This window comes from Lactobacillus sp. IBH004 (assembly GCF_026185255.2).
GTDB lineage: Bacteria > Bacillota > Bacilli > Lactobacillales > Lactobacillaceae > Lactobacillus > Lactobacillus melliventris.
In genome coordinates this window covers 153,383-166,804 of the sequence record NZ_CP110217.2, presented here as the reverse complement: position 1 = coordinate 166,804, position 13,422 = coordinate 153,383, and the positions used below count along the sequence as shown (strand labels likewise).

Genomic DNA, 13,422 nt, shown 5'->3' with positions numbered 1-13,422 from the left:
CATTTAGTCTCCTTTATACATCTTTTTTACTATACTAACAAAATTTGAAAAAAGGTAAAAAATTTCCTTAAATTTGTACTAAATTAGTCGGCTGGACCGGGTCGGTCAAAACAATTTTAACATCACTGGGCAAATTAGCATCTCCGTCAACCATTATTTTTTTAGCAGCATTGTAGGCTAACTTTGCCGTATTATTATGCTGACTCCTGTGTGCCAAAAAAATATGTTCTGTTTTGCTTGTTACCACATCCAGCAGAGCCTGCCCTGCATCATCGTTTGATAAGTGTCCAACATCCGATAATATGCGTTGTTTTAAGCCCCAGGAATACGGGCCATTACGAAGCATCATGTCGTCATAATTAAATTCCATTAGATAAGCATCTGCGTCTGCAATTACACTTTTTACCTTACGGGAAACATAACCGGTATCTGTCAAAAAGGCCATTCGTTTACCGCCGCTTGTAAAAACATAATATTGTGGCTGAGCCGCATCGTGACTGGTCGCAAATGCAGTAACATCCAAATCACCAAATGTTTTTGTTTGCCCCGGTTCAATAACATTAATTTGTTCAACCGGTATCTGCCCAATTTTTTGCGTTTCAGTTAAATATTCCCAGGTACCACTATTGGCAAAAGCAGCAATTTGAGGGTAGCGTCGCATCAAAACCCCCAATCCTTTACTATGATCTGAATGGTCATGGCTTAAAAAAACCATGTCAATATCTTTAATATCAACGCCAACTTCACTTAGCAACATCTTGATTTTTTTGCCTGACAAGCCGGCATCCATCAAAATCTTATGCTGCCCAGTTTCAATCAAGCTGGTATTGCCAGTCGAACCGCTGGCCAAAACGGAAACCTGCACCGCATTTTTTCCTTCCTAATTTTTTTGTACATTAACATTATATGAGCTGCCCTGCAAGATTTGTGCCGTATATGCATTAACTCTTTTAACAGTAATATTCTTAGTAGTCTTATTTTCTACCTGAATTAACCAAGTTGGTAATAAAATAGTGCTTCCGCGAACATCTGTTAATTTAGAATAACCCAGGCTGACCTGCATTACACGTGAATTGTTGACAATTTCCCTATCAGTATACATCGCTTTGACAGCATGCCAGGCACTGATAATTAATTGTGGTTCACGTACTGCATTAATAGGCCCCATATAAGAAATAGTATAGTTAACAATTTGATTATCGCGCACATTAATTGTTAACTGGGCATCACTGTCATAAATACGGCCATAATCAGTATTTTGGACATAACAATAGGTATTATCGCCCGACATACTAGGTTCGAATTTAAATTCTTTACCGTAAGGAACATTTTTAGGATCATTTTTAAAATCCTCTAGTTGTTGTAAATTTTTTTTACGATTCCCACTAAGCAAAATCAGGGATTTTGGTGTACCAGTTAAAGAATTATCACTCTTGGAATAATGAGTAGTAACTTGCGTTAAACTGCTGCTTTTACGAGAAAGATAGTCGCGATTCTTAACAGCTAAGTAATAACCAGATTGTTGCTTATGCGAAATATGGAGGGGAATATCAATGCCGTCAGCACGCATCTCGGCCCGGATACTTGTTGCAGTTGAACCGGATGTATCACTTAAGCTAATAGGAGAACGCCAAATTTCTATTCCTAAATAAATATCAATTAACAAGAAAATAATGAAAAATAACCATTCTATTCTTTTACGGTCCATTTTTATTTCCCTTCTTCCATTATTGCCTGTTTATATTTATTTAAACTCAGAAAATCAACTTTTTCCCATTCAGCTAAACTCTTCCATTGATTATAAGCTTTCACATAATAACCTGGTACTAGATTAACCAAGTGGTCATGTGAATTATCCTTTTCCACACCAAAAGCCACTATTATGCGTTGAATTTCTTCTTTTCTCATGCCAGCATTAACTAATCTTTGCATTACCGTTATACTTGATGGCAGGGTTTTTGTTTGTCCATCAAAAGGTATCGGAATTTGTAAATCCGTATTGTTAAAGTCAACTTTAACTGCATCTCCAGTAAATGATGTCATCACTTGAGGACTGCTGTTATCCCAAAAAACGGGTATCCCTTCAACATAATTAGCATAGCTAATGGAATCATCCGTTGTATCAAAATAACGTAAATCTTGTTCACTCAAGCCAAGCTTATGAACAAAACTGACACTTTCCAGCAGTTGATCGTTCAGCGTTTTGTCTTTGCGCTTTTCATAACGAGTATAGTGAAAATCATGCCGGTCGGTTTTAGCCTTTGGCACTCTTAAGTTAGTATAGTAGTTAAGCGAATACGTAACCCAGCCTTTTTTATTAGAGCGTGTAGTTACATTTGTCGTACCGAGAAGGCGAGAAACAAAGTAAGAATCGGTTTGCGTATTTGTCAGATAGCTGTATATGCGCCAGTGGTCTTGTCTGGTAAAAAATACCTCATAGCAATTTTTGAGACGCACAAACTCAACGGGGATCTTGCCCCGAGCGTTACTGGCATAACTACGCAGCTTATTAAAGTCACCCTTAATTAAATTAATGCGGTAAATGGTATAAGTCTTATCATTACCTAAATAAAGGAAATCATTACTATTTGTGATGAAGATACGACGAAACTTAGGATCGCCTTTTTTAACGTTTTTCTTAGTGAACAAATTAATGCTGACTTCTTTTGGAAAGCTTAACTGGACACACTCCGAATTATGCAACATTTCCTCATATTGTTTTTTATCCGTGCTAATTTTCTTAATATTACGGTACTTTACCCCTTTTATTTCTTTGACAAATTCCAGAGGTAAATTCTTTTTAGCATCATACAAGCGGTACAACTGACCATTTTTAAAGCCATAAGAATTAGTAGGAATATAAAGATTGGAAACAATCCGATCGCGGTGGCTTCGTGTTTGTTCTGCAACCCTGCTGGTTTGACTAATACGATTGAAATACTGGTCATTAGTCATAATGAATATCCAGAGTACAATTGACAGACCAAAAACCGCCAAAGTTCCTATTAAAAGCAACGCGTCGCCAAGCTTAAATTTAGACTTCATCCCAATCATCCCCTTCACTCATTGGCTCATATGGCAGAGAAATATAAAAAGTAGAACCCTTTCCTTCACTGCTGTTGGCCCAAATATGACCGTGATGTTCTTCCACTATTTCTTTGGCAATCGCCAAGCCTAATCCTGTACCACCCTGAGCCCGTGAGCGAGCTTTATCAACGCGGTAAAAGCGATCAAAAATTTTAGTTAAATCTTCTCGCGGTATACCCAAGCCCTGATCGGCAATACTCAAAACAATGCGTTTTTGCTCTGAGTGCAGTTTTACTGTGATCACCCCACCATCAGGCGAATATTTAATGGCATTGTTCATAATGTTATCAATTACCTGCGCAAACTTGTCAGTATCAATTTCTACCCATAACGCCTGCGTACCCAACTCACGAGTAATGGTGTACTTTTTATTTTCTTTTTTATCCGTTTTAACAATCATGTCGAAGCGATCCAAGATATGAGCTACAAAATCATTAAAGTTAACCCACTCTAAATCAACTTTGGAAACTCCCCTGTCCATTCTTGACAGACTGAGAAGTTCACTGATCATTCTAATCATGCGCTCAGTTTCTTCTTGCGTTACCTGCAAAAATTTGGGGGCAACATTGGGATCTTTCCATGCTCCTTCATTTAACGTTTCAATATATGCGTGTAAACTAGTAAGCGGCGTACGTAATTCATGGGAAACATTAGAAACGAACTGTTTTTGTGAATTTTCATTCTTCTGTTGTTCAGTAATATCATGCAAAACACAGACACTACCAGAAACAAAGCCCGTAACTCTTTTAATAAGAGAAAAACTGGCGTGCAAAATGACTTCATCCCTTGTTCCCTTACTCAGGGTGATTGCTATGCCTTTCTGATTGGCAATTAAATCTTGTGAAGACTCTTTTAAACCTAAAACCGTAGCGATGGGCTGATTAATGATTTCATCTTCCGTTTGGTTTAAAAAATTGAGCGCCATTTGGTTGACAACATTAACATTACCATGCCGGTCAGTAGCAAGAACACCATCACTCATATGAGACAGAACGCTGTCCAGCCTGCGCTGTTCACTTTCAGATTCTTCTTGAGAGCGCTCAATTCTAACAGACAAGGTATTAAAAGCCTGACCTAACTGCCCTAATTCATCGTTGGAATAGATTTTTACCTGACTTGAATAATCACCATCGGCAATATTAAGCGCCTGGCTTTGCATTTCCTCAATAGGCTTAGTAATCGCATGCGAGACTACTAAAGATAAGATTGCCCCCATTACTGCGGCAATCATAGAAGTGACCAAAAACATCAATGAAATATTGCGCAGGTCATTAAAAACCCCTTGCATTGACGCTCGGACATAAATTGCACCAACAGTGTTGGCGGAGCCGTTACCTGCGTTCAAAGGGGTAACTTGCACCATATAGTCTCCGTTTTCATTGACAACTTTAGTTGCCTGTCTGCCAGTTGAAGTTACCTGCTTAACCAAAGTATTATTGACACGCTGACCAATCCGGTTTTTATCATTTAGGTTTGAAACTGCACGAATGATATCCTTATTGTCTACCACAATAATTTCACTAATCGTACCAATACCATTGCTATAGTCATTGACAATTCTGTTTAAATTACTGTCAGTATGCTTATTGTCTTTTAGTAATTGCGTTGACAACTGGTTAGAAACTATTGGCAAAACCTGAATGGATGATTGAAAATTTTCAATACTGTTTTGTTCCAATTGGCGGGTAAAATAGGCACCAATAACTTCAATAGTAGCGATGATCATCGCCATGAACACAATGGCTAAAGTAGTATTTATCGAAATGGTTAAATGTTTAAACTTATTCTTGAATTTTTTCATAGTTTTACAAAATTAAATAAAAAGAAAGCCGCGCTTGTAAAATACTGCGGGGCTTTCTTTGTTAGTCTTCATTAGGCTGCTTAACGTAATAGCCAACACCGCGACGAGTTACTAAAATCTGCGGCTGAATTGGATTATCTTCAATTTTTTCACGTAAACGGTGCACAGTAACATCAACTGTCCGGACATCACCGAAGTAGTCATAACCCCAAACAGTCTGTAAAAGATGTTCCCTGGTCATTACCTGATCCATATGCTGGGCTAAATAATAAAGCAACTCAAATTCACGGTGAGTCAGCTCAATCTTTTTGCCTTCTTTTTCAACAATATAGGCATCTGGCATAATTACCAAATTGCCAATAGTAATATTTTTCGTTGAACTATCATCGCCAGCACTTTCATCTTTTTTAACAATATTACGCCGACGCAAATTAGCCTTCACCCGTGCCACTAGTTCACGGTTAGAAAAAGGCTTAGTCACATAATCATCTGCACCCATTTCCAGACCCAAAACTTTATCAATTTCAGTATCTTTAGCCGTAACCATAATTATGGGCATATCATGTGTTTGTCTTACTTCACGAGCTACATCCAAACCATCTTTTTTGGGTAACATCAAGTCTAAAATCATTAAGTCAGGATTGTATTCGTCAACTTTTTTGATGGCTTCTTCACCATCATATGCAGTGTCAACGTCAAAACCCTCTTTTGTCAAATTAAATTTAATAATATCAGAAATCGGTTTTTCATCATCAACAACGAGAATTTTCTTTGACATCGAAAAGCCCCCTTTTGTTATCATTATACTGGTTTTTAGTTTATTAGCCAAAAAAGTCATCAAAATTTAATAAAAAAACTTGCATTTCATCGAAAATAATAGCATAATAGTCTCCGTTGGTTATTTGTAATGACGCTTATGGGTGGCTAGCTCAGCTGGCAGAGCAACGGACTCTTAATCCGTGGGTCCAGGGTTCGAACCCCTGGCCACCCATTGATTATTAAAGACAGCAATTACTTGATTGCTGTCTTTTTTTGTTTGTCAAAAATGATATTAAATCTAAATAAAAAGCCTATTTAATTTCTTGTTTCCTATATTTACGACAGTTAGAGGATAAACTTAATAAGTAGAATTCTTCATACTTTTTTACACAAAAGCCTTGTCAAAAAGCAAATTAATTGTTATCATAGTTAACTGTCAACAGAAATGATAACGGGTGGCTAGCTCAGTTGGCAGAGCAACGGACTCTTAATCCGTGGGTCCAGGGTTCGAGCCCCTGGCCACCCACCATAATAAAAATAGCACTGCAAGTAGTCGGTGCTTTTTTTATTGCCTTTTTTAATTAATTAAATTTTAGGTGACGTTCCGGTCACCTTTTTTCATTTTATAATCTGCAATATCTGTCAAAATTGCCTCTGCCGATTCCTTGATCGAGCCTTCTGCCAGTTTACGCTCATTTCCGCCAAGTGTATCCTCTTCAAGCCACCATTTTTGAAGAGTTGCGAGTGGAAAAGGATTGCCCTTTTTATTATTGTTTTTTATTGTTTGTGCAAAAGAAATATCTAAATAATAAACAAAAGCTCCTGCACCGAATTCATGAATTATTTTAGTTAGAGTTGGGCCATAAATCTTTTTGGGCAATATCCCTTCTAATATAATTATGGGATAATACTGCCGGCCCCACATTACCAGTGAGTCTATTAGACTGGCAGTTGGTGCTGCTACTTTTTCCTTAACATGTAAAAGATCAAGGCGCAATACATCTTCATGCAAAAGTAAACATCTTTGGTAGCCAAACTGTTTTTGCAAATAATTAGCTAAAACGGTTTTACCACTGCCTGAGTTTCCTCTGATTAAAATAAAAATTGGTGCCATTAAATCTTTTTCCTTTCAATACGAGTGTCTAAAAAGCTAACGCTATTATTAAGCTTTTATATTTTTAATAATAGAATAATATATATAAGATATAATTAATACATAAATGATCAAAGTAGGCAATATTAATGAAGAAAAAATGGTTAATAGGATTAAGTATTTTAGGTTTACTGTTAATTACAATTGTTCTGTTTCATGCTTTTGAACAAAAAAATTCGCATACGGCTACGGATGAAGTCAGTTCCGCCAATACGGAAAAAGCTCATTTTAAAGCTACGCCTACCATTTATTTGCATGGCTATGGTGCTGGCGTTCATTCAACTGCCGGGATGATCGCTTATGCCGAACGCCATAATGGTGCACACAAAGTTTTAACAGCTAAAATTTCTCCTGCAGGTAAAGTTGAATTACAAGGCAATTGGCCCCGTAAAACTAAAAGACCGCTTATTCAAGTAATTTTGCAAGATAATAAAAACAGCAACTATTATACGACACGTGAGTGGTTTTACAACCTGATATTATGTTTAAAGCAAAAATACCATATTAAGCAATATAATACCGTAGCTCATTCTATGGGAAACATTATGACACTTGCCTACCAGCTAAAATATGGTAAAGATAGTAACTTACCGCGATTAAAAAAGCAAGTTAATCTTGGTGCACCCTTTAATGGCATCATTGGCATAGATGAGGAACCCAATCATAATTACCTGCTCAAAAATGGGCGGCCAAAGTACATGACTCAATCCTACAAATATTTTTTAATGCACCGTCATAGTTTTCCCAATAATGTTTCTATATTAAATATTTTTGGTAATAAAGAAGACGGTACTAATTCAGATGATGATGTCAGCTGTGTTTCAGCGCAATCTTTACGGTACCTGCTAAGAGGCAAAGGCAAGTATCATGAAATCGAAATTAAGGGCGCAAATGGTCAACACAGTAAATTACATGAAAATTACAAAGTAGATCGGATCATTGGGCAATTTTTGTGGTCTAAATAATTTTTTATTTTAAGTAATTTTAATATTTTTATCATAATTTTTAGCGTATAATAAAAGGAAAAGTACGTTTTTAGTAACAGGAGAAAAATGATGAATCCACTATTTGAAAATTTCATCTCAAAGTTAGCTCTTAATTTATCAACTTTGTCCACAGCTGAGCAAAAATACACATTAGATTTTTACCGTGATTTTCTACTTGATGGTGACTTTCAAACAAAAGAAGAAATTAACAGAGAATTAGGAACTCCAGACAGTTTGGCCCAACAAATTAAACATGATTATGTTAGGTTTTTAATAGCAGCCACATCTTCTGCTAATGCTCCGCATGCCAGTGATAATTATTTTAACGGCTTGCGTGTTAAAAAATATCCGCGCAAGGAGCGTACTATTGCTCCTGGAGGCTTTAGTGAAGTAAAACTGGAAGTGTTGGACACTGATGTAGTGATTCGTCAAGGTCAGCAATTTCAAATAGTAGTGGCAGATTATAGTAGTCGGCCAATACAAATAGATTTAGTTAAGCAGACATTAGTAGTTAAAGAGTTTCCCACTGAACAAAAAACTCATGTGCTTATGTTCAACAGACTTACCAATGCCAGTCGCGTAGAAATTACCGTTCCTAATGTAGATTCGCTAACTGAAATTAGTGGACATAACCGCGATGGTGACGTTATGTTACAAAATCTCAGTCTTAATAATATTGTACTTGACTTGCATGATGGAGATTTATACTTAAATAACGTTCAAGTCTCAGACCAACTAACCTTTTCTGGCAGAGACTCTGACTTCTTTGTCACCCAGTCAAAAATTGCTCAGTTAGCAAGCAGAGTTCATGACGGAGATGTCAGTTTTAAACGCAGTATTCTTAAGCAAATTGTCGTCAAAACAGGTGATGGCGATGTAGAAATTAACCAATGTCACGCTAACCTCAACCTAGAAGCAAAAGACGGGGATATTAAGATTGAGCGCAGTCAGCTTACTAACCAAAACATTGTTAAAACTGCAGACGGTGATTTGAGGCTAAGCCATCTTGCTCACGAGATCAGCGTACAATTAAAAACAAGTGATGGGGACATCATTTATCACCATTCCAATATTGGCAACAGCTTTAATAGCCAAAACACACAAAGTGATTCCTTAACAGCAATTTCAAGAGATGGAGATATTATCATCAGTTAGAAATACATCTGTTAAAAAGATATTGTCTAATCAATTTACCATCACATATATTTTTGTATTGCTCTTATTGACAAAAGTTAACGTGTTTCTCCACTTTGATCATAAATTTGAATTCTAGTCAGAACTACTACTGACCCAAAACCTGATAACTTTGTGCTTATCAGGTTTTTTCTATTTTATTCAAGCTATAAAGCTTCCTCTAAAAGCTGCACTACTACAACATTTTAAAATCGAATAACCTCATCCGCTTTAGCTATTAAGTCATCATCATATGTGTGGGTTACATATAATAATGTAACAGGTAAACTTAACAGCTTACCACATGGATAAGTCATCAACAGGATAAATTATAGAGCCAAATTAATAACCGCCAAAGTATGCCAGCACAGAGACGGTTATTTTTTGTTCTAACTTTTTAAGAAAGGTCAATTGTTCATTTTTCGGTATATTTATAAAAAGTTACGGTTTAGTACTTGCTAATTTCTGCGGCCTAAATTAAAATATTATATAACATATAATATTAGGGGAGGCAAAGCATGGCAATCCAAATACCAACTCGTTTGCTAGATGGTGCGGTTTTAGCTTTTCTAAAACAAGATGATCTGTATGGCTACGCTTTGACACAAAATGTGCAAAAGATTTTCTCTATCTCCGAGTCAACTATTTACCCTGTTTTACGAAGACTAAAAAAGGATAACTGCTTAACAACTTATGATGAGCCTTATCAGGGGCGAAACCGGCGCTACTACCATATTACTGCTGAAGGAATAACGATGCTAAACTCAATTCAAGATGAATGGCTAGATTTTAGTGCAAAAGTTAATCAAGTATTAGGAGGACAAAATGACCAAAGTAATTGCTGATTATATTGCCGAACTTGAACAAAACTTAGTCGATTTACCTGCAAAAGACCGTGAAGATGTCGTTGAATTTTACCGTGAATTTTTATTAGATGGCGACTTCGTCAGACGTTCTACAATTGAGGCGGAATTAGGAACTCCTAAACAGCTGGCAATCAATATTTTAGCTGATTATTCAACTAAAGATGATTCAGCACCTGCCAAAACAGAAACTCCTAAGTCAAACTTAAAGGCCAGCTGGTATATATTATTGGGTATTTGTGCTGCACCAATCGGCATCCCGCTTATTTTGGTAATTTTATTCGTAATTTTCTTTTTACTGGCAATTTTCTTTGGCTTACTTTTTGCTTTAATAAGATTTTTGTTTAACTTTTTTGTTGGTGGTGGTTTAAACTTCCTGAAGTCACTATCTCTCCTATTCACCAGTGATTGGCCAACAGGCTACGTTTACTTAGGTAAATCGTTAATTTGTATCGGCGTCATCCTACTGTTAATGCCGTTTATTATCAAACTGGGCAAAATTTTGATTGCCAAGTGTACCCAAATTATTAGAAACTTAGGTAAAAACCTGCTTAAGAAAAATTACTTTCAGACGAGTTCTGACAAAAATACAGATAAGGAAAAATAAAAATGAAAAAGTTTTATAAAATTGGTGGTGTGATACTGCTTATCGGGCTGATTCTACTACTCGTATTTAGATTAAATGATAACCCGTCACATGATTATAATGGTAAACGCACTCATTATAATGAAAGCAAGACTTTTTACGTGAATAAGTTCGACAGTATTAAGTTAGCCTGTTACAGACCCGATATCCGAATTTCACTTAAGGATATTAACAAGTTCAAAGTGGTAGTTAGAGGTGGGCACGGAGCAGACATCAAAAAAATAAAAACCAATGTCGCTAACAATCAGCTCACTATTTCGGATCAGCCAGAACATCATTATAACGATGGTTATTATGCAGTCGACATTTATATTCCTGCTAAAAACGCAGTGAAAAAGATAACTGGTTTTTGTGAAGAAGGCGATTTTTATATCAACAGTTTAAATGTTCCCCACATCAATTTGACAATAGAAGATGGCGACGTTTTGCTTAATAAGCTTACTGCAAAAAACCTTGACCTAAATTCAAATGACGGTGACCTCAAAGTAAATCAATCGACTTTTTCACGTAGTTCACTAAAACTAAATGATGGCGATGTTAAAATTAGCGACTCTCAAATACTAAATAATAGCTCAGTTATATTGAATGACGGCGACTTTTTAATGTCAAACGCCCCTAAAATCAACTATGTATTGACAAACCATTCGGATGATAAAATCATGTTTAAAGGTTCTTACCATTCCAACCATTTTGCAAAAAAAGTTAAAAATAAACCTGTACTAAAAGTTACCAGTATGGATGGCGATATTCTAATTAATTAGTGGGCAAGTAATTTACATAGATGCTTTCTTGGTAAGTAGCACCTATTCAAAAAAACGTAGCCCAAACAAGGAGGAGAGCAATGAAAAAGTTTTACCAAATTAGCGGGCTGATCGTCATTATTGGCATAATTTTATTTATTTTTGGCCATGCCAAAGGCGGCAATGAAGATATCAATAACATTCATTCGGGCCAGACAACTAATATTGGCAATTTTTTTAATCATAATCAAAGAAGTAGAAAATCCCACCACGTGGTAGCCAAAAAACGTACTTTTAATGTAGGCAAATTTTCTAAGATTAATATTGACGCCGAAGAGCCCAATATCCAAATCACTAAAGGAAACGACTTTCAAGTTACTATCAGCGGTCCTAATATCAAAAAGATTAGTGCTAAAGTTGAAGACGACCAGCTGACCATTTCTGACAATAATGCTTATGAGGACGGGACTTATCAGGTAAATGTTACCGTTCCGGCAGATGACTCTATCACAGAAATATCAGGATCATGTTCTGAAGGTAATATTCATTTGACTAACTTAACTGTTTCTGACCTCAACTTACAGCTTGAAGATGGTAATGTCAGTGCTGAAAACGTGAAAGCTCGCAAAGCCAATTTTGACCTGGTCGACGGTGATTTAAAAGTTAATAATTCAATTTTAATGAATAGTACTTTAAACTTTAATGAAGGTGATTTAACTATTACGAATAGTCAATTTAAAATTAAGGCAACTTTGGGTGATGGTGACGTAAGAGTCAATGATTCCAAATTATTGGCTGACAGCTCCTTTAATTTAAGTGAAGGAGATTTCCAAATGAGCAGACCGCCTAAGATCAGTTACCAGTTGACAACTTCTTCAGAGGATGAACTTATATTGCATGGTAATAACTATCACAAACATTTTGCTAAAAAATTAAAGAGTGCGCCTCTACTCAAAGTTTCTTGTGGTGACGGTGACATTCTCATAAATTAACTTCTATACATCTTGCAGCTGATTAAACTCATAAAGCAAAAGACTTGGATTAATTTTTAAAATTAATCCAAGTCTCTTTAATTGGTTATTTTAGTTGACTAAATCTAATACTTTATTTTTTATTGCTTCACTTAAACTAGCATGATATTATAAGATAAAGCAAAAATTAAATTAGTGTTAAAAAGATAAGGGACAGATTAATCATGAAAATACATATTGGCGGAGACTTTGATCAAGAATTTGAAACTCATGATGAAAAAGTAGAATCACAAGAAATTGATTTAGAAAATTTTAGCAACATAGATGTTGAAATAGCCGCCTCTGGTGTTTCTGTTCAAGTAGGCTCTGATTTTCATATATCAACTTATGACATTAATCCTGATCGGATAAAAATTCGTGTGGTAGAGAAAACCCTTTTTATTCGTGCACGAAAGTCTCATTTTAACAAAAAAGTTTATATTCGCAAAATTAAACCTAAAATAACTATTACCATACCTCAAGCTGCAGAGCTCAATGAAGTCCAGATAATTGACTTTGCTGGCAACATTGATCTAGCTGGATTTAATATGCAGAAACTTGATGTCAGAGCAAATGCTGGTTCCTTAAAATTACAGGACATCACGATCCAAAATAAAGCCGAAATGGTGCTAGACGCTGGTAGTTTATACATCAATCACTGCAAGATGAATTCTAATGCAAATCTGGCTGCTGGAACTATCAGGGTCACAAGCTTGCAAGGGAAAAACCACTTTAACCTAGCCGCTGGTTCATTAAAAATGATAGATGATGAAGAGCATAAGACAGATTACGATTTATTTGCCACTTTAGGATCGATCTACTTTCATGGTAATAGAATGGGCAAGCATTTTTACAAGCATGAAGGCAGTGCCAACCAATTAACTGCTATCAGTTCGGTGGGCTCAATCAAAATTCAATAAATGAGTAGACCATCTAAGGCCAGTTACCAGTTGGCAATTTCTTCTGAGGATGAACTTGTATTCACGGTAATAACCTATCACAAACATTTTGCTAAAAAATTAAGAGGGGTGCGTCTCTACTCAAAGTTCCCTGTGGTGACGGTGACATTCTTATAGATTTAACTTCTATATAATCTGCAGCTAATTACCCGCATAAAGCAAAAAGATTTGGATTGATTTTTAAAATTAATTCAATTCTTTTTAACTGTCTAGATCAAAGTAATAAATACAAAGTTTAATTTTTT

At 36.0% G+C, this 13,422-nt stretch carries 13 protein-coding genes and 2 tRNA genes; 9 read left to right on the top strand and 6 right to left on the bottom strand.

Features of this window, described 5'->3' with window-relative positions:
* Positions 1–67: 67 nt before the first annotated feature.
* The 5 genes from LDX54_RS00785 to yycF form a co-directional block, all read right to left on the bottom strand.
* Positions 68–865, bottom strand: a complete 798-nt coding sequence (locus tag LDX54_RS00785; protein WP_122025503.1) for an MBL fold metallo-hydrolase — start codon at positions 863–865, stop codon at positions 68–70.
* Positions 866–880: 15 nt separating this feature from the next.
* A complete protein-coding gene (locus LDX54_RS00780; RefSeq protein WP_265667168.1) occupies positions 881–1,708 on the bottom strand; it encodes a two-component system regulatory protein YycI in 828 nt (275 codons plus the stop codon).
* 2 nt (positions 1,709–1,710) lie between these two features.
* Positions 1,711–3,045 (bottom strand): hypothetical protein, encoded by a 1,335-nt coding sequence (locus LDX54_RS00775; protein ID WP_046324124.1) that lies wholly within the window; start codon positions 3,043–3,045, stop codon positions 1,711–1,713.
* The gene (walK, locus tag LDX54_RS00770; protein WP_122037136.1) at positions 3,035–4,888 is read right to left on the bottom strand and encodes a cell wall metabolism sensor histidine kinase WalK; all 1,854 of its coding nucleotides are present in this window, start codon (positions 4,886–4,888) and stop codon (positions 3,035–3,037) included. The genes LDX54_RS00775 and walK overlap by 11 nt, the downstream gene beginning before the upstream one ends.
* A 61-nt stretch (positions 4,889–4,949) precedes the next feature.
* Positions 4,950–5,666: a response regulator YycF gene (gene yycF, locus LDX54_RS00765; RefSeq protein ID WP_046324122.1), complete on the bottom strand. Its 717-nt coding sequence runs from the start codon at positions 5,664–5,666 to the stop codon at positions 4,950–4,952.
* A 140-nt stretch (positions 5,667–5,806) separates the two neighbouring features.
* Between yycF and LDX54_RS00760 the strand changes: the two genes are divergently transcribed.
* Positions 5,807–5,879, top strand: a tRNA-Lys gene (locus tag LDX54_RS00760).
* 221 nt (positions 5,880–6,100) lie between these two features.
* Positions 6,101–6,176: transfer RNA gene (locus LDX54_RS00755), tRNA-Lys, on the top strand.
* Between the two features lie 63 nt (positions 6,177–6,239).
* On the opposite strand, the gene LDX54_RS00750 is transcribed toward LDX54_RS00755, so the two are convergent.
* Positions 6,240–6,761, bottom strand: coding sequence for a zeta toxin family protein (locus LDX54_RS00750; protein ID WP_046324121.1), 522 nt, complete (start codon positions 6,759–6,761; stop codon positions 6,240–6,242).
* Between the two features lie 128 nt (positions 6,762–6,889).
* On the opposite strand from LDX54_RS00750, the gene LDX54_RS00745 reads away from it, so the two are divergent.
* The 7 genes from LDX54_RS00745 (at position 6,890) to LDX54_RS00715 (ending at position 13,138) form a co-directional block, all read left to right on the top strand.
* Positions 6,890–7,765, top strand: coding sequence for an alpha/beta hydrolase (locus LDX54_RS00745; protein WP_265667170.1), 876 nt, complete (start codon positions 6,890–6,892; stop codon positions 7,763–7,765).
* Between the two features lie 90 nt (positions 7,766–7,855).
* The gene (locus LDX54_RS00740) at positions 7,856–8,941 is read left to right on the top strand and encodes a DUF4097 family beta strand repeat-containing protein (RefSeq protein ID WP_265667171.1); all 1,086 of its coding nucleotides are present in this window, start codon (positions 7,856–7,858) and stop codon (positions 8,939–8,941) included.
* Between the two features lie 536 nt (positions 8,942–9,477).
* Positions 9,478–9,804 carry a PadR family transcriptional regulator gene (locus tag LDX54_RS00735; protein WP_046324117.1) on the top strand — a complete coding sequence of 109 codons (327 nt, stop codon included), beginning with the start codon at positions 9,478–9,480 and terminating at the stop codon, positions 9,802–9,804.
* On the top strand, positions 9,785–10,429 hold the full coding sequence (locus LDX54_RS00730) for a DUF1700 domain-containing protein (RefSeq protein WP_265667173.1): 645 nt from the start codon (positions 9,785–9,787) through the stop codon (positions 10,427–10,429). The genes LDX54_RS00735 and LDX54_RS00730 overlap by 20 nt, the downstream gene beginning before the upstream one ends.
* 2 nt (positions 10,430–10,431) lie before the next feature.
* Complete coding sequence (locus tag LDX54_RS00725) at positions 10,432–11,229, top strand: DUF4097 family beta strand repeat-containing protein (RefSeq protein ID WP_174794747.1); 798 nt, start codon at positions 10,432–10,434, stop codon at positions 11,227–11,229.
* Between the two features lie 80 nt (positions 11,230–11,309).
* The gene (locus LDX54_RS00720; protein ID WP_265667174.1) at positions 11,310–12,200 is read left to right on the top strand and encodes a DUF4097 family beta strand repeat-containing protein; all 891 of its coding nucleotides are present in this window, start codon (positions 11,310–11,312) and stop codon (positions 12,198–12,200) included.
* Between the two features lie 203 nt (positions 12,201–12,403).
* Positions 12,404–13,138 carry a DUF4097 family beta strand repeat-containing protein gene (locus LDX54_RS00715; RefSeq protein ID WP_265667175.1) on the top strand — a complete coding sequence of 245 codons (735 nt, stop codon included), beginning with the start codon at positions 12,404–12,406 and terminating at the stop codon, positions 13,136–13,138.
* The last annotated feature ends 284 nt before the right edge of the window (positions 13,139–13,422 follow it).